Raw genomic sequence first — 16374 nt, forward strand, 5'->3', positions numbered from 1 at the left:
TCCTTTCGCCCCCCTCGTTCAGGAGACTGTGCAAGACCAGTTCCGCAGGGTCAAACTGCCACGCGGGGGAGCGCAATAATGGTACTGCACGGACGGTCTTTGGTCGTGGCCATGTGTATCGGCCAGGTCGGCAACCTGGTTCCGCATATGGTGGTCCAGGCCATCATGGCGCAGCACCTGATGCCGCTGTGGGGGCTTTCGGCCAGCCAGGCGGGGTTCATGGCCGGTTCTTACGCGTTCGGCTACATGCTGGCCGTACCCGTCCTCGCCACCCTCACTGACAAGATCGACGCCAGGCGCGTCCTGGTTGGTGGGACCATCATGAGTATGGCGGCCACGCTGGCTTTCCCGCTGGTGGCCACCGACGTCGTTACAGCGTCATTGATGTGGGGACTGGCAGGGTTGGGCTTTGCAGGGGCCTACATGCCAGGCCTGAAGGCACTGACCGACCGGCTGGGGGCCGGCGACATCTCGCGCAGCGTCACGCTCTACACCTCGAGCTTCTCGCTGGGGGTGGCCCTCTCCTTTCTCATCGCCCAGGTCGCAGCCGATCGGTACGGCTGGCAAGCCGCCTTCTACGTGACAGGCGTCGCGCCGATGCTGATGCTGGGCGCCACTCTGTTCATGCGACCCGTGCCGCCGGTCCCGCGTGAAGGATCGGCCTTCGATTTTCGCGCTGTATTCGGCAACCGCCCGGCTCTTGGCTACATCCTGGCGTACGGAGCGCACTGCTTCGAGCTCTACGGCATGCGTACCTGGTTGGTGTCCTTCTGGACCTTCGTCACCGCCGCGAACGCCGGCAACGTTCCTGCCGGAGCGATCACCCTCTCCGTTCTCTTCAGTCTGCTGTCGATGCCCTCGAGCATCCTCGGCAACGAGGCTGCCCTGCGCTTTGGACGGCACCGCGCCATTTCCTGGGTGCAAGGCGCGTCGGGGCTGATCGGGCTGGCTATCGGCTTCGCCGCCGGAGCCCCGCCGTGGATGCTATTCGTACTGATCTTGCTCTACGCCATCACCATCCCGGCGGATTCCGGTGCCCTGACATCGGGCATGGCGAGCGCTGCTACCCCGCACGCAAAGGGCGCGACCATGGCGGTCCATTCCACGGTCGGCTTCGGGCTTTCGGCGCTGGGAGGCTGGGGCTTCGGGTTGGCGCTCGATGCCGCAGGCGGCCCTCAATCACCCAATGCCTGGCTGGCAGGATTTGCCCTGCTGAGTTTGGCGATTTTTCTCGGGCCGTTGGCGCTTCGTTGGTCCCGCAAAGATGAGACACACCGTACGAAATGAGTACTGACCACTGTCGCACTTCACTCAGAGCACCGCGCAACCCCTGAGGGAGGGTCGCCATCATCAAGGGTGACGAAGGTGACGATCCTCACGAACCTTCTGCTCTCGCTTCTCACTCATTCTTTCATTCAATGAATCAGAGAAGAGAACAAGAAAACGAAAGGAAAAGGGGGGCGCGAGCGTCACTTTCGTCACGCTCGCGCCCCCTCGTCTAACCTAGGCCCATCGGCGACGATGCTGACGAAGGAGTTGGATTCCCGCCTCCCCTTAGCCCTGGAGTTTCAGGTCGAGAATGGCTTGGCCCTTGTTGGTTTTTTTCGAGCCATAGCCAAGGTTGGCAAGGTGCCGCTTCATGGTCAGCTTTTGCAGGGTGCGGGTGATACCGCTCTCCTTGGCCCACTCGGCATAAGCTTGGTAGAGGCTCTGGAGCAGTTCCTGGCCGCCGGGTGACCGGGTACACCGCTCTTCAACAAACGCCGTCAGCGGGTTCGCCTGACCAAGGAACGCATTAAGGCCAGCGCGGGCGTCCTTTGGCTGTTCGAAGCGACCCCGCCGCTGGAGCCTTGCAAGGCCACGTAGTGCCCGGTTGAGGATGCCCGGAAGCTCATTGGCCCAGATGCGCGGAAACAGGTCCTTGTCCTCGCGCTTGCCGGTGAACCGCTGCTTAAACTCGACCACCATGAGCCTCCGCTGCATGCCCGGGCTGATATCGGACAGCGTCGGCACGTTGTTGCAGAGGAGCATCGGCACCACCCGCGAGCGGAAGTTGAACATCTCCTTGTGTTTTACGTCGGCGGTGAGGTCCTTTTCCTCGGAGATCTTTTTCAGGGTGCCGTCCGGCAGCCGGACGCCTTGCTCCACATCGTCATCGACAAACAGCAGCTTGCCGAACAGGGCCGAAAAGGCGAACCGGTTCTTGCCGAGGTCATGGACGGAGCCAGAATAGACCGCGTCTTCACCGAGCAGCTTCCGGATGGTCTCGACCAGCTTCGTCTTGCCGTTGCCGCCGGTGCCGAACAGGATGAGGATCAGCGGAATATGCCGTCGGGCCTGAATGATGTACCCGACGATCTCGTCCCACAGGTCGATCATGGCCTGCGGGTCCTCAGCCCTGCCAAAGATCGCGGTCAGCGCCCGGTCATACCCCTTGCATTTGGCCTCTGGCTTGTACTCCACTTGGAGGATCGATCTGAGCCCGGACTGCCATGAGTGCTTACGCAGGTCCGTGCCGCCATCCGCGCTCAGCCAGAGCTCTCCGTTCATGAGGTTGAGAACTGGCGGCGGATCACCGCGAAAGTGCAGCAGGTCATCGACGGCGGCCTGCGAGACCCGCAGATAGTTGACCACTTCCTTGACGTGCGGGACGCGCCGCGTCTTCGGTCCCATCCCGCTCCGCGTCATGAACGCGAGTAGGTCGTGCTCCAGCGTCTTCTCCCGGAGGAGCGCCCAGATCCGGCGATCATAGGCCCAGAACCGATCGTCAACCTCATAGCGGAGCCACTTGCCGCCCTTAAAGCGACTTTTGAGGAACGCGGATGCCAGGCGCTCCATCGGGTCCGCGACCGACTTCCCGTCCGGATACTTCGCCACGCTGTGCGCGATCTTGGCGACCTCGTCTTTCGGTAACGGAGGCTTGCAGCGCTTGGCATTGGCCTTGAGAAGCTGCCGTCGGATCGCTGCCTCGTCATGTCCCTTCCGGCGCAGCTTACCGCCGAGCGAAGTCAGCCCATTGTTGCGCTCGCCCTCCCGAAACGAACTTTTTGTCGCTTCGCGGCGGTCCGACGTGCTCGTCCGCTTCCGCTTTGCGAACGCGCGGATGGTCTTCAGCCACCGAGGGTCAAGTTTGGGAATCTTTGTCCCCGGAGGGGGGAGCTTGTGGACCCATTGGTACGTCTTGCCCGATGGGTGGAGGGACGATGGAACCAGAGCATAGCTACGATTGGCGAGGACCTCGACCCCCGGGCGGATCACCATCTTCGTGAACCCCGCTTTGGCGACTCGCGCGTAGATATGAAACCCATTGCCGGTGCGAACCTTGGGCAGGTCAACGCCAGGGTCACCGAGCTCTGACACGAGCCGGCCCCAGCTGCGATGTCCACCATTCCGTCGGTCAATGTCAAAAACGATGATACCACTGAGGTCGCCAGCAGCGACGCCCAGATTGAAGTCCTCCATGTTGCGTACGATGCGCTTCAGCTTGACGTAGCTTTTGACTGCATCACCGACGCCGTGACGTGTCGCAGGTTGTTTCTGGCCTGGCTTCAGCACGACAGCTCGAAGGCCCTGCTTGAATAGCCGCTTGCCCTCTTTCAACATCAGCTCCTTGTGGAGCCGCTTGTCTTTGGGAGAGAGCTTCGCGAACGAGAGGGGCGTTGTTTTGCTGGATTTGGGCATGGTTGTTCCTTTCCGCGCATCGAAGGCGGATTGTTGAGGTTGATTTTTTGAGATGAGCGTGGACGCGACGGCGCCTGTGGAGCAGCCGTTCACTGCTCCAGATTCCAAATCGAAGACGGCGCAAACGGCGGTCCGTGCGCGTAGGCAACGCCGGAGTGGAGCCGAGCGGCAATCATCGGGCACCTCCCTTCGGCAACGCCGTCAGGAAGCTGCGCAGTTCCTCGACAATGATGAGGGTACGGGAACCGAGTTTGCGAGTGGGCAGGCGGCCGGCGGCGATGCACCGAAATATGGTCGCTCGACTGAGCCCACTGATCTGGCACGCCTGCGCAATGCTCACCGCGATGGGCTTATGGCCATCTACGGTGCCGCTCTCCGTCAGTTCCTTGTTCCTTGGGGCGCTCATCGCCCAGACTACAGCGACAGTCTGGGTCGAAAGCCTAGGCGACAATCAATTCGTGGAATTACCGGAATCGCGAAATGCAGCCGTCAACGCCTTGCGAATTTGCTTGGCCCGGGTGTGCAACAACTCCTCCGTGTAGAGCAGATTGCCATCCTCATCCGTGCGTTTCCGGTCTTTGTCAGAAAGAGCCCCGTCCATGGTTTCGTATATTTCGTCGATTGTGGGCGATTTGTCTTTCCTTGAGACCACCAAAACCAAGACGGCTTCCCACATCGCATCCGGGCCAGGGACAGCAAATCGACCAGCATTTGATTTTGGTTTTTGCTCACGTTCATAAGCTTTCAGCGAGCTTTGCGAAACTAGCGCATCGCAGAGATCGTTGCCACGACGAAAATACTCCGATAACAGAAGACTATAAACGAAAGACAAATCTTTAATTTGCTCGGAATGACGCCAATCTTCGATCAATGCGGCAAACCAACTACCCAAAAATGGAAGATCTTGAGGGGGCACCTGGGTCTTCTGCTCCACAGCAGCGCGTAACCTTTCTATGTCATGTATGGCAGCGTCTCTAAGGTCAAAAAGAGAAAGGTGAAAATCAGGCGCGTCAGGTGAGAAACTAAAATGAGCGGTATCGTACTTCTCCCAGAATAGAGCTGGAATATCGAAACGGTGGCGCGCGTCCAATCTGATAAATGCATTTAGCACCCCCGATTGGAGGGCGGTTAAGAAATCAAGCTTTTTAAGCTTGAGGCGTTTAATTCGATGTATCGCATTGCGGAACGAGAGGCCTACATCACACTCACTGGCCACGGGCAAAGTCTCCCCACGATCTCATTAGTTCCCGCCGACGCTCGAACATGTCGCCACGCCGGTACGCTGCTTCGACCTTGTTGCTGACGGTATGCGCCAGCGCCATTTCTGCAAGCTCGTTCGGGAATTCGGTCTTCTCGGCAACCCAATCTCTAAAGGTCGAGCGGAATCCATGGCCGGTCAGGCCGGTGCGCCCCATTCGCTTTAGCAGCGCGAGAAACGCCATATTGGAAAGGGGAGCGTCGCCACGTCCTGTTTTGAAAATCGGACCCATGCGGGACGCGGGAGGCATCCCCAATAGCTCGACTGCGCGATCTGTCAGCGGCACACGATGTTCTCGGCCGGCTTTCATGCGGTCGGCAAGTGTCGTCCAGATGCGCCGCTCCGGATCGATCTCCGACCAGTCGGCACCAATGACCTCACCGGTCCGCGCAGCGGTCAGAATGAGAAATTCCAAGGCACGAGGAGCAGTGCCGTCGCACTCGCGGAGAGACTTAATGAAGGCCGGCAGTTCCTCATAGGGCAGTGCCGGATGATGCTTGACCTTCCGCACACGGGAGCGGGCCGGCAGCAGCGCGTCGAGATGGCCACGCCAGCGAGCCGGATTTTCGCCCCAACGATGACCGCGGACGGTGGCCCAATCGAGCACCGCTTCGATCCGCCCGCGAACACGACTGGCTGTCTCGGTCTTCTCTGCCCAAATCGGCTGTAAGGCCTGCATAACCAAGCCGAGATCGACCGTGTCGATTGGCTTCTCGCCGAACACCGGGCCGGCGTGAGTCTCTAGAGTGCTGCGCTACTGCGAGGCGTGCTTGTCGTTCCGCCAGTCGGCCCCACGGTTCATCCGTTCGATGGAAAAAGAAGCGGGCGGAAGCGATGCCGGCATATTTTCAGCTCCCAGGTGCCCTAGTAGGTGCCCCAGGGCTTAAAATAGCAGTGATTTCAATGATGAATGGCGCTCCCTACGGGATTCGAACCCGTGTACCCAACGTGAAAGGCTGGTGTCCTAGGCCTCTAGACGAAGGGAGCGAACCGCTTGGCGGCGGCGGGCGTTATAGGGGTGTTCGCCGCCACCATCAAGCTCTGTCGGGCAGATCATTTCGTCGCGGCGGAATAATCGCAAAAAACCTTGATGGCCATGCGCTTGCAGCCGGGGCGGGCAGGCCGGAACGGCGCGGAAAGCAGCAGAGACCATGCCCGCCCCACGCCATTCCGCGACAGGCAAGACACCAGCCGGGGAATCATCGACCCAGCCGCACCTCGCGCGGCATTCGTCCGCCGGCAATCCGGTGGCACAGGCGCGCGGCGCCCGCCACCGGACGGCCGGACAGCATCAGGGGATGCGCAGCACCCAGCCCGGCTGGATCAGGTCGGGATTGACGATGGGCGGATTGTTGGCGGCGACGATCTTCGGGTACTCCGCACCTTTGCCGTAATGCGCCTCGGCGATCTTCCAGAGCGTGTCGCCCTTCTTCACCGTGTACATCTTGGCGGCCGCTGCCTCGTTGCTGACGATCAGCTGGCTGGTATCGACCTGCGACACGCCGACCGTGTTGCCCAGCGCGAGGATGATCCGCTCGGCCTCTTCCTGCGACTTCACCTGGCCGGAGACCTGGACATTGTTGCCGCTCGACTGGATCTGCAGGCTGCCGGCGTCGAAGCCATGGCTCGCGACCTCCTTGGCGAGTTCCGGCGCGGGCGCTGCCTGCGCCTCGCTGGCTCCGACCAGCTTCTTGCCGACATTCTTGACGAAATCGAAGAAACCCATGCTGTCCTCCTGACCGCGGCCCGGGCATTCAACCCAGACGGGCAGTGAGACTAGCCAGCGGACAGGCGTCTGACCAGTCGCCCCGCACGCCAGCCTACATCGCCCGCTGGCGCACCGGCTGTGGATAAGCTCCGCAACGTCATATTGCCGCCTTGCGACACAGGGCCGGCCGGCGTGGACTTGGTTTCCGTCGGTGCGTGCCGACTCATTTCGTGACAGTTGCGTCTCGGGTTCGCCATGAAGGGTTCGGCGTTTGCGGATTTTTCCGCCACGGCGGTAGCGTCTCAGCATGAGGGCGTCGCGGCACTGGTGCGCTGGCGGCTCGGCGATCCCCTGTGGAAGCCGTCCTTCGCCGCGCTTCTCGATGATGCCCGCACCTGCATTGATCCCCAGATCGAAGCGGCCGCCCTGCTCGGCGCGCTCAGGGAGGCGGTGATGACCGATACATCGCTTGCCGTGGTCGCCCGCCGCGTCGCCGTCGAGGCCGGGCGCTCCATGGCGGGTCCCACGAGCCCCACGGGCAAGCGTCAGGGCGCGATCGCGGGGCTGTTCGCCCGCTGGCGGCGCGGCAGGGAGAAGGCCGAGCCGGCCCGTCAGGATCGCTGGGGCACGGCCGCATCGAGAATGCGGAACTGAACCCTGTCCTGCCCCTGCCAGCGATCGAGGGATACCGCTCCGGCGAGGTGTAGCGCCCTGCCCCGGTGATCGGCGAGCGCCTTGCCGACGGGCTGCCCCGCCGCCCGGAAGGCGATGGCATCCACCGTCTGACCGTCACCCGCTTTCAGGCGCGCGCGGACGTGCGTCCCACCGACCTCCTCTGCATAGACGACCGTGTGCGACGGCAGCACCAGAACCGGCTCGGGATTGCCGCTGCCGAAGGGCCCTGCCCGCTCCAGCATGGCGACCAGTTCCGGACGAATGCCGGCCGCCGTCGTTGCGGCATCGATGAACAGGGCCTCCTCGCGGCGGGCGGCTTCGACCGCCGTGGCGAGCCGTTCCTCCAGGAAGGCACGGAAATCCGCCAGCCGTCCCCGCGATACGGTGATGCCAGCCGCCATGGTGTGGCCGCCACCCTTGGCGAGGATGCCGGCGGCAACCGCCCGGCGTACGGCGGCGCCGAGATCGACGCCCGCGATCGAGCGCCCGGAGCCTGTTCCCGTGTCGCCGGTGAAGGAGACGGCGAAGGCTGGCCGCTTGAACCGTTCCTTCAGGCGCGCGGCGACGAGCCCCACGACGCCCGGATGCCAGCCGTCGCGTGCCGTGACGACCACCGAGGCGCCTTCCTCCAGCGGTCCGAGCGCGGCCAGCGCCTCGGCCTCGGCCTCGGCGACGGTTCCCTGCTCCACCACCTGCCGCTCACGGTTGAGCCGGTCGAGTTCGCCCGCGATCCGGATGGCCTCGCCGGTGTCCTCCGTGACAAGCAGGCGCGCGCCGAGGCCGGCATCGCCGATCCGCCCGCCGGCATTGATCCTGGGACCCAGCAGGTAGCCGAGATGATAGGGCGACGGCGGGCCGTCGAGCCGCGCCGCGTCCATCAGCGCACGCAGACCGACATTGTCGCGCCGGCGCATGACGCCGAGGCCCCGCGCGACGAAGGTGCGGTTCAGCCCCTTCAGCGGCACGACATCGGCGACGGTGCCAAGCGCGACCAGGTCAAGCAGGCGCATCAGGTCGGGTTCGGGCCGCACGGTGGTCCAGAAGCCTCGCGCACGCAGCCGGCGGTTGAGGGCGACGACCAGCATGAAGGCGACGCCGGCGGCGCAGAGATGACCAAGGCCGGAAAGGTCGTCCTGCCGGTTCGGGTTCACCACCGCCTCGACCGCCGGCAGCGTCTCGTCGGCCTGATGATGGTCGCAGACGATGACGTCGAGGCCGAGGGCGGCCGCTCCGCCCAGCACCTCGTGGCTGGTCGTGCCGCAATCGACGGTGATCAGCAGCGTCGCGCCGCCGGCCGCCAATTCGCGGAGCGCGTCGATGTTCGGCCCGTAGCCTTCGTAGACCCGGTCGGGGATGCGGACCGCGGGATCGAGCCCGGCCTGCCTCAGGAACAGGGTCAGCAGTGCCGAGGAGGTCGCGCCATCAACGTCGTAGTCGCCGAAAATGGCGACACCCTCGCCGTCCAGAACGGCCTTTGCCAGCCGCTCGACTGCCCGGTCCATGTCCGCCAGCATCGAGGGATCGGGCATCGAATCCCGGATGGTCGGCTCGAGAAAGGCTTCCGTCGCCTCCGCCGTCACGCCGCGACCAGCGAGCACGCGCGCGAGAATGTCGGGCAGATCGTGCGCCTGCGTGATGGCCAGCGACTGCGCCCGTTCGGGATCGGTCATCCGGTCGCGCCAGGCGCGTCCGAGGACCGATTGCCCGACGCCGAGGAACAGCCGGCGCTCGCTCATCGGCTCAGTCGAGGTGGAACTTCGACAGTTCGCGGTGCTCGCCGAAAATCCGCCGGACGGTGCCGGTGGTCGAGCGGTAGACGATGGTCTCGGTGGTGATGATCTCCTTGCCGAACACCACGCCCTTGAGGAGCGCGCCGTCGGTGACGCCGGTCGCCGAGACGATCACATCGCCGGAGGCCATTTCCTCCATCGCGTATTTCTTCTTCGGGTCGGTCACGCCCATCTTGCGGGCGCGCTCGACCTTGGCCTCGGTGTCGAGGATCAGGCGGCCCTGCATCTGGCCGCCGACGCAGCGCAGCGCCGCCGCGGCCAGCACGCCCTCGGGCGCGCCGCCGATGCCGAGATAGATGTCGATGCCGGTCTCGGCAGCGCTCGCGGTGTGGATGACGCCCGCCACATCGCCATCGGTGATCAGGCGGATCGCCGCGCCGGTCCCGCGCACGGCCTCGATCAGCTTGGCATGGCGCGGCCGGTCCATGATCAGGGCCGTCACCTCGCTCGGCTTGACACCCTTGGCCTTGGCGACCGCGTGGATGTTGTCGACGGGCGAGGCATCGAGATCGACGATGCCCTTCGGGAAGCCCGGACCGACGGCGATCTTGTCCATGTAGACGTCGGGCGCGTAGAGCAGCGAGCCGTGCTCGGCCATGGCGATCACAGCGATCGAGCCCGGCATGTCCTTGGCGCAGAGCGTCGTACCCTCCAGCGGGTCGAGCGCGATATCGACCTTCGGGCCGTGCTTGGTGCCAACCTCCTCGCCGATATAGAGCATCGGCGCCTCGTCGCGCTCACCCTCGCCGATAACCACGCGGCCATCGATCGGCAGCTTGTTCAGCTCGCGGCGCATGGCGTCGACGGCGGCCTGGTCGGCGGCCTTCTCGTTGCCGCGCCCGCGCAAGCGCGCGGAGGCGACCGCGGCCCGCTCCGTTACCCGCACGAGCTCCATCGACAGGACGCGCTCGATCACGAGATTCTTCGGAATGGACAGCCCCTGCTCGGCCATGATGGTCCCCTTCGGTAGAGTTTCTTAGTTGCGCTCGATGCGGATGACCTGCGGGCCGCCGATCAGGATGCCGTCGGCCTCCATGGCCTTCAGCGCACGCCTGACAGCCGCTTCGGTCGTCGCATAGGTGATGAGGACGACCGGAGCCGGCGCCGCGGCCTGGCTCGGATCGGTGCCGCCGCGCACCGGGCCGGAGCGTCGCTGGACGATCGATTCCAGCGAGATGTTGTTCTGCGCCATGCGCGAGGCGATACGCGCCGCCGTGCCCGGCCTGTCCACCACTTCGAGGCGGATGTAGTAGCCGCCCTCGTGGCGGGTCATCGGCGCGCGCGTCGGCTTTTCGAGGCTCGCGACGGGCCGGATGAACGGCGCGGTGCGATGGCCGCGCGCAATATCGGCAATGTCGGCGATGACCGCCGAAGCGGTGGCGTCACCGCCGGCACCGGGACCGACGAGGGTCAGGTCCACCGCGTCCGCATCGATGGCGACTGCGTTCAGGACGCCGTTCACCTGCGCGATGGCCTCGTCCTTCGGCACGAAGGTCGGGTGAACGCGCTGCTCGACGCCGTCATGGGTGCGCTGGGCCACACCCAGAAGCTTCACCTTGTAGCCGAGTTCGTCGGCCATCTTCAGGTCCACCGGCTTGATCGACCGGATGCCCTCGATGGAAATACCCTTGGTATCGACCAGCGTGCCGAAGGCAAGGCTCGTCAGCAGCGACAGCTTGTGCGCGGTGTCGAAACCGTCGACGTCAAAGGTCGGGTCGGCTTCCGCATAGCCGAGCCGCTGGGCGTCCTTCAGGCATTCCTCGAAGCTGATTCCCTCTTCCGCCATGCGGGTGAGGATGTAGTTGCAGGTGCCGTTGAGGATGCCGTAGACGCGCTCGATCGTGTTGCCGAGCAGGCTCTCGCGCAAGGTCTTGATCACCGGGATGCCGCCGGCGACCGCCGCCTCGAAATTGAGCGCGACGCCCTTCGCCTCAGCGCGTTTCGCCAGTGCAGGCCCGTGCGCCGCCAGCAGCGCCTTGTTGGCCGTGACGACCGCTTTTCCGGCAGAAAGAGCCGCCTCGACGGCCGCCTTCGCCGGATCCTCGGCACCGCCCATCAGCTCGACGAAAACATCGATCTCGGGATCGGTGGCGAGCTGGATCGGGTCACTTACCCAACGCGCGGCGCCAAGATCGATACCGCGATCCTTTTTCTTCGAGCGCGCCGTGACGGCGGCGACCTTGATCGGCCGACCGGCCGCCTCGGTGAGGCGGTTGTCGCGCTTGGCGATGAGGCGCACGACCGATGCACCGACGGTGCCGAGGCCGGCAATGCCGAGCTTCAAGACATCCTGCATGAAAAGCCGATCCGCGCCCTGCTACGGCCAATGCGCCGCGCCGGGCTTGTGCCCGATTTGACCGGCCAGTGCAAGGAACCGACCGGCAGGCCGGCCATTGCGAGGCCGCCCATGCGGTTCAACCGATCAGGTGGTCGATGCCGCGCACCAGACCGGTGATCTCGCCAACCCGGCGGGCAGCGAGCAGCGTGCCTGCCACATAGGGCGCCGCCGATGATCCCGCATCGTGGCGGATCGTCAGCCGCTCGTCCGGCATGCCGAAGATCGCCTCGGCCGACAGCACGAAAGACGGCATGCGGACCGAGTGGACCTGCACCGCGATGCCACCGTCATTGACCGCTCCACCGCGCGTCTCGCGGATGCCGCCGAGCTCGCCCACCGGCTTGGACGTCGGCTCCAGCCGCACCTTCGAGAGGATTTCGCCAAGCTCGCGCCCGGTTCCCGACGGCGTGTCCGGCTTCTTGGCCGAGGCATAGTCGATGATCTCGACATCCGGGATCAGCCGCGCGGCGATGGTCGCGAAACGCTTCAGCAGCGACGCCGTGATCGAGAAATTGCCGGCGGCGATGACGCCCCTGCCCGCAGCCTGCGCGGCCGCCTCGATCTCGGCATAGTCTTCGGCGGAAAGGCCCGACGTGCCGACTACAACGTGGCGGCCGGCCTTGAGCGCCGTCAGCGCATGCCCCTTCACGACATGGGGCTTGGTGTAGTCGATGACCACGTCGCTCGGCACGGCCAGAGCCTCGTCGAGGCTCGCGGCAATCGTCACGCCGAGACGCGTGCCGCCGGCCGCCTCGCCGGCATCCTGCCCGGCCGCCGAGCGCGAAACCGCACCGGCGAGTTCGAGGTCGGGAGCGGCTGCCACCGCCTTGACGAGCTCGCGCCCCACCCAGCCGGACGCGCCGGCGACAACGATCCTGATCATGCGAATGCCCTTGAAAGATCAGCGGCCGGCGGCAGCCAGCGGCACGACATTGTGCAGCGTCGTTGCTGCGGTGTCGAAGAACCGTTTCACGTTGCGCGCGGCCTGCCGGATGCGCTGCTCGTTTTCGACCACGGCGATGCGGACATAGTCGTCGCCGTGCTCGCCGAAGCCGATGCCGGGGGCAACCGCCACTTCCGCCTTCTCGACCAGGAGCTTTGCGAACTCCAGCGATCCCAACGGCTTGAACTGCTCCGGGATCGGCACCCACGCGAACATGGAGGCGCTCGGCGACGGGATATCCCAGCCCGACTTGCCGAAGCTCTCGATGAGCGCATCGCGGCGCTTCTTGTAGGTCGCGCGCATCTCCTTGATGCAGTCGTCGGGGCCGTTGAGGGCCGCGGTCGCCGCCACCTGCACCGGCGTATAGGCCCCGTAGTCGAGATAGCTCTTCACCCGCGCGAGCGCGGCGCAGAGCCGCTCGTTACCGACCGCGAAGCCCATGCGCCAGCCGGCCATGGAGAAGGTCTTGGACATGGAGGTGAACTCGACAGCCACGTCGAAAGCGCCGGGCACCTGCAGGATCGAGGGTGGCGGCGAGCGATCGTCGAAATAGACCTCGGCATAAGCGAGGTCTGAAAGCACGATCAGTTCGTGCTTCTTCGCGAAACGAACCAGCTCCGCATAGAAATCGAGATCGGCGACCTGCGCGGTCGGGTTCGACGGATAGCAGGTCACCACCGCGATCGGCTTCGGAATGGAGTGCTGCATGGCGCGCTCCATGGCCCGGAAATAGTCCTCGTCGGCGGTCGCCGGCACCGAGCGAATGACGCCGCCGGCCATCAGGAAGCCGAAAGCGTGGATCGGATACGACGGATTGGGGCACAGCACCACGTCGCCGGGCGCGGTGATCGCCTGCGCCATATTGGCGAAGCCCTCCTTCGAGCCGAGGGTCGCGATGACCTGCGTCTCGGGGTCGAGCTTCACGCCGAAGCGGCGCTCGTAATAGGCGGCCTGAGCGCGGCGCAGGCCCGGGATGCCCTTGGAGGCCGAGTAACGGTCGGTGCGCGGCTTGCCGATCGCCTCCTTCATCTTCTCGATGACGTGCTCCGGCGCCGGCAGGTCCGGATTGCCCATGCCGAGATCGATGATGTCGACGCCTTTGGCCCGGGCGGCGGCCTTCACCTTGTTCACCTGCTCGAACACATAGGGCGGCAGCCGGCGGATGCGGTGAAACTGGGTCGTGCTCATCGGATCGATTCGCGTTTGGCGGCAGGCCCTGCCGCTGGGGGGGTGCTGAACGGGACGCAAGGCGTATCACGAGGCGATACGGCCGGCATAGCCTCGCGGCGATTTCGGACAGCCGACCTTCGGCCTAGTCCTCGCTGCCGCGCTCGGCGGGATCGATGGCTGGGCGTGAACCGGGATCGGGACCGCGGACACGACCCCGGGACTGGATTCGCCGGTCCATGGCGGCGCCGTGGCTGTCGCGGAGGCTCTCAAGCCCGCGGCGGCGGGCCGCCTGCTGCTCGGGCGTCAACAGCTCCGGCGTTTCCGAGGATCGCGGCGGCGGGGCGACAGTCTGTGGCTGCGGCAGGCGCGTGATCAGCGTCGCGGCGCCATAGCCCGTGGCGCGCACTGGCGCGGGATTCCACAGGCCGCCGCCCGCAACCGGCGGCAGCGGCGTCGGGGTCGACGGGCCGTAGGGAGAGGGATAGCCGTCCGCGGCATGCTGGCAGCCGGCCATGACCACAGCCGCAAGCGCGACTGCTGCAAAACCTGCCCGTCTCAGCATCGACCGACGCATCGTCCCGACCATGTCACTCTCCAAGCGCGCCACCATCTTTCTCTTGGCGACCTGCGCTTCGCCTTCCTAATATGCTCAGATCGAAAAGTGGACCGATTTCGTGACGGACGAAAGCGGCGATTTTCGGAGGCACGCTCATGGCGAAACGCTCGACGGGCAAGCCCGGCAAGTCGAAAGCCGCGAGTCCGGCTGGCTCCGGTGCGAAGCAGGCGCCGAAGAAGCCGGCGCGCGCGCCGAAAAAGGTTGCCGCGCAGGATGCCGGAAAGCCTGCCGCGAAGCGGCCCGTTGCCGCAGCCGATCGCCCCGCCGCCGCGCGGCCGAAGCTGGTCGCCATCGAGGGCGGCGGCGCCCGCAAGCCGCTGTCCGACAGTCTTCCTCACAAGGCCGAATCCGTCCGCCCGGCGCCCGCGCCGCAACCGGTCTTCGCGCCACAGGCCGACGCCGCCACCGACGATCCGTTCCGCTTCCAGGCCATGGATGTCGAGCGCCTGTCCGGCAACATCGCCCGCATGGTCGAGCTCGGCGGCAAGGCGCTCGCGGCCTATATGAAGCCGCGCGAGACCGGCGCCCACCCCTCCGATTCGCCCGACAGCGTCGCCGACGTCGTGAAGACCCTCGGACAGGTCGCCGAATACTGGCTCAAGGACCCGAACCGCACGGTGACCGCCCAGCAGCAACTGGCCGGCCGCTATATGGAGCTGTGGACCCAGTCGCTGAAATCGATGGCCGGCGAGCCGGCCGAGCCGGTCGTGAAGCCGGATCCGCGCGACGCCCGGTTCAAGGATCCGCAATGGGAGAAGAACCCGTTCTTCGACTTCCTGAAGCAATTCTACCTGCTGACGACCAATCTCGCCGAGACCTTTGTCTCCGATGCCGAGCTGGACGAGCACGTCAAGCAGAAGGCGGCCTTCTATACGCGCCAGATCGCCAACGCCTTCTCGCCCTCCAACTTCGTGCCGACCAATCCCGAACTGCTGCGCGAGACCATCGGCTCGAACGGCGAGAACCTCGTGCGCGGCATGACCATGCTGGCGGAGGATATCGAGCGCGGCGGCGGCGACCTGCGCATCCGCCAGTCCGACGACACCAAGTTCGCGCTCGGCACCAATCTCGCGATGACGCCGGGCAAGGTGGTCTATGAGAACGACCTGATCCAGCTCATCCAGTACGAGCCTTCGACGGCGAAGGTCGGCAAGGTGCCGCTGGTCATCATCCCGCCCTGGATCAACAAGTTCTACATCCTCGACCTGACGCAGGAAAAAAGCTTCATCAAATGGGCGGTGGACCAGGGGCTGACGGTGTTCGTCGTGTCCTGGGTCAATCCGGACCAGCGTCACGCCACCAAGAGCTTCGACGACTACATGCTGGAAGGCCCGCTCTCGGCCTTCCGCGTCGCCTCGGAGATCACCGGCGAGGATAAGGTCCACACCATCGGCTACTGCGTCGGCGGCACGCTGCTGGCGGTCGCGCTCGCCTATATGGCGGCGAAGAAGATCGACGTGGTGAAGACCGCGACCTTCTTCACCACGCAGGTGGATTTCACCTATGCCGGCGACCTCAAGGTCTTCGTCGACGAAGAGCAGATCCAGAGTCTCGAGAAGCGCATGGCCCAGACCGGCTATCTCGAAGGCAAGCAGATGGCGAACGCCTTCAACATGCTGCGCTCAAACGACCTGATCTGGTCCTATTTCGTCAACAACTACATGAAGGGCAAGCAGCCAATGCCCTTCGACCTGCTCTACTGGAACGCCGATTCCCCGCGCATGCCGGCGGCCAACCACTCTTTTTACCTGCGCCATTGCTACCTGCAGAACGACCTGAGCCAGGGCCGCATGGAAGTGGCGGGCGAGAAGCTGGACCTGAAGAAGGTCAAGGTGCCGGTCTACAACCTCGCCTCGCGCGAGGATCACATCGCCCCTGCCCGCTCGGTCTTCGTGGGATCGGCGGCCTTCGGCGGTCCGGTCGAGTACGTGATGGCCGGCTCCGGCCACATCGCCGGCGTCGTCAACCCGCCGGACAAGAAGAAGTACCAGCACTGGACCGGCGGCCCGCCTGCGGGGAAGTTCGAGGACTGGATCGCCAAGGCGACTGAGCATCCGGGATCATGGTGGCCCCACTGGCGGGCCTGGATTCGCGACCATGACGGCAAGGACGTGCCCGCTCGCAGGATGGGCTCGACCAAGCACCGGCCGATCGAAGACGCCCCCGGGCGCTATGTGAAAGTGAAGGACTGAAAG

14 protein-coding genes and 1 tRNA gene are annotated in these 16374 nt (G+C 64.9%); 3 read left to right on the top strand and 12 right to left on the bottom strand.

Going from position 1 to position 16374, the window contains the following annotated elements:
• The first annotated feature begins 111 nt into the window (after positions 1–111).
• On the top strand, positions 112–1287 hold the full coding sequence (locus tag JNK84_RS12565; protein WP_293424551.1) for an MFS transporter: 1176 nt from the start codon (positions 112–114) through the stop codon (positions 1285–1287).
• 267 nt (positions 1288–1554) lie between these two features.
• Here JNK84_RS12565 and JNK84_RS12570 read toward each other — a convergent pair whose 3' ends face one another.
• The 6 genes from JNK84_RS12570 to lysM all read right to left on the bottom strand — a co-directional run bounded on the left by JNK84_RS12570 (position 1555) and on the right by lysM (position 6665).
• Complete coding sequence (locus JNK84_RS12570; protein ID WP_293424553.1) at positions 1555–3681, bottom strand: phage/plasmid primase, P4 family; 2127 nt, start codon at positions 3679–3681, stop codon at positions 1555–1557.
• A gap of 172 nt (positions 3682–3853) precedes the next feature.
• Positions 3854–4087: a helix-turn-helix domain-containing protein gene (locus JNK84_RS23470; protein ID WP_367272329.1), complete on the bottom strand. Its 234-nt coding sequence runs from the start codon at positions 4085–4087 to the stop codon at positions 3854–3856.
• Positions 4088–4132: 45 nt separating this feature from the next.
• On the bottom strand, positions 4133–4897 hold the full coding sequence (locus tag JNK84_RS12575; protein ID WP_293424555.1) for a hypothetical protein: 765 nt from the start codon (positions 4895–4897) through the stop codon (positions 4133–4135).
• Entirely contained in the window at positions 4887–5663 is a 777-nt protein-coding gene (locus JNK84_RS12580) for a tyrosine-type recombinase/integrase (protein WP_293424557.1), read from the bottom strand. The genes JNK84_RS12575 and JNK84_RS12580 overlap by 11 nt, the downstream gene beginning before the upstream one ends.
• A gap of 187 nt (positions 5664–5850) precedes the next feature.
• Positions 5851–5926: transfer RNA gene (locus tag JNK84_RS12585), tRNA-Glu, on the bottom strand.
• Between the two features lie 304 nt (positions 5927–6230).
• Positions 6231–6665: a peptidoglycan-binding protein LysM gene (gene lysM / locus JNK84_RS12590; protein ID WP_293424559.1), complete on the bottom strand. Its 435-nt coding sequence runs from the start codon at positions 6663–6665 to the stop codon at positions 6231–6233.
• Between the two features lie 237 nt (positions 6666–6902).
• Between lysM and JNK84_RS12595 the strand changes: the two genes are divergently transcribed.
• Positions 6903–7301, top strand: a complete 399-nt coding sequence (locus JNK84_RS12595) for a hypothetical protein (protein WP_293424561.1) — start codon at positions 6903–6905, stop codon at positions 7299–7301.
• Here JNK84_RS12595 and recJ read toward each other — a convergent pair.
• The 6 genes from recJ to JNK84_RS12625 all read right to left on the bottom strand — a co-directional run bounded on the left by recJ (position 7259) and on the right by JNK84_RS12625 (position 14077).
• Positions 7259–9058 carry a single-stranded-DNA-specific exonuclease RecJ gene (recJ, locus tag JNK84_RS12600; RefSeq protein WP_293424563.1) on the bottom strand — a complete coding sequence of 600 codons (1800 nt, stop codon included), beginning with the start codon at positions 9056–9058 and terminating at the stop codon, positions 7259–7261. The two genes, JNK84_RS12595 and recJ, sit on opposite strands and share 43 nt — an antisense overlap.
• Positions 9059–9062: 4 nt before the next feature.
• Entirely contained in the window at positions 9063–10064 is a 1002-nt protein-coding gene (glpX, locus tag JNK84_RS12605) for a class II fructose-bisphosphatase (protein WP_293424565.1), read from the bottom strand.
• 24 nt (positions 10065–10088) lie between these two features.
• Positions 10089–11408: a homoserine dehydrogenase gene (locus JNK84_RS12610; protein WP_293424567.1), complete on the bottom strand. Its 1320-nt coding sequence runs from the start codon at positions 11406–11408 to the stop codon at positions 10089–10091.
• Between the two features lie 118 nt (positions 11409–11526).
• The gene (gene dapB, locus JNK84_RS12615) at positions 11527–12333 is read right to left on the bottom strand and encodes a 4-hydroxy-tetrahydrodipicolinate reductase (RefSeq protein ID WP_293424569.1); all 807 of its coding nucleotides are present in this window, start codon (positions 12331–12333) and stop codon (positions 11527–11529) included.
• 18 nt (positions 12334–12351) lie between these two features.
• On the bottom strand, positions 12352–13581 hold the full coding sequence (locus tag JNK84_RS12620; RefSeq protein WP_293424571.1) for an LL-diaminopimelate aminotransferase: 1230 nt from the start codon (positions 13579–13581) through the stop codon (positions 12352–12354).
• Between the two features lie 124 nt (positions 13582–13705).
• A complete protein-coding gene (locus tag JNK84_RS12625; RefSeq protein WP_293424573.1) occupies positions 13706–14077 on the bottom strand; it encodes a hypothetical protein in 372 nt (123 codons plus the stop codon).
• 533 nt (positions 14078–14610) lie between these two features.
• Here JNK84_RS12625 and phaC point away from each other — a divergent pair.
• On the top strand, positions 14611–16371 hold the full coding sequence (phaC, locus tag JNK84_RS12630) for a class I poly(R)-hydroxyalkanoic acid synthase (RefSeq protein ID WP_441343244.1): 1761 nt from the start codon (positions 14611–14613) through the stop codon (positions 16369–16371).
• The last annotated feature ends 3 nt before the right edge of the window (positions 16372–16374 follow it).

Origin of the sequence: Phreatobacter sp., from assembly GCF_016793595.1 — a bacterium.
Lineage (GTDB): Bacteria > Pseudomonadota > Alphaproteobacteria > Rhizobiales > Phreatobacteraceae > Phreatobacter.

What these genes read in the sequence shown, in the direction of transcription:
- JNK84_RS12565 (WP_293424551.1), top strand. Translation starts at nt 112, where the DNA reads ATGTGTATCGGCCAGGTCGGCAACCTGGTTCCGCATATGGTGGTCCAG.
- JNK84_RS12570 (WP_293424553.1), bottom strand. Translation starts at nt 3,681, where the DNA reads ATGCCCAAATCCAGCAAAACAACGCCCCTCTCGTTCGCGAAGCTCTCT.
- JNK84_RS23470 (WP_367272329.1), bottom strand. Translation starts at nt 4,087, where the DNA reads ATGAGCGCCCCAAGGAACAAGGAACTGACGGAGAGCGGCACCGTAGAT.
- lysM (WP_293424559.1), bottom strand. Translation starts at nt 6,665, where the DNA reads ATGGGTTTCTTCGATTTCGTCAAGAATGTCGGCAAGAAGCTGGTCGGA.
- JNK84_RS12595 (WP_293424561.1), top strand. Translation starts at nt 6,903, where the DNA reads ATGAAGGGTTCGGCGTTTGCGGATTTTTCCGCCACGGCGGTAGCGTCT.
- recJ (WP_293424563.1), bottom strand. Translation starts at nt 9,058, where the DNA reads ATGAGCGAGCGCCGGCTGTTCCTCGGCGTCGGGCAATCGGTCCTCGGA.
- glpX (WP_293424565.1), bottom strand. Translation starts at nt 10,064, where the DNA reads ATGGCCGAGCAGGGGCTGTCCATTCCGAAGAATCTCGTGATCGAGCGC.
- JNK84_RS12610 (WP_293424567.1), bottom strand. Translation starts at nt 11,408, where the DNA reads ATGCAGGATGTCTTGAAGCTCGGCATTGCCGGCCTCGGCACCGTCGGT.
- dapB (WP_293424569.1), bottom strand. Translation starts at nt 12,333, where the DNA reads ATGATCAGGATCGTTGTCGCCGGCGCGTCCGGCTGGGTGGGGCGCGAG.
- JNK84_RS12620 (WP_293424571.1), bottom strand. Translation starts at nt 13,581, where the DNA reads ATGAGCACGACCCAGTTTCACCGCATCCGCCGGCTGCCGCCCTATGTG.
- JNK84_RS12625 (WP_293424573.1), bottom strand. Translation starts at nt 14,077, where the DNA reads ATGGCCGGCTGCCAGCATGCCGCGGACGGCTATCCCTCTCCCTACGGC.
- phaC (WP_441343244.1), top strand. Translation starts at nt 14,611, where the DNA reads ATGGATGTCGAGCGCCTGTCCGGCAACATCGCCCGCATGGTCGAGCTC.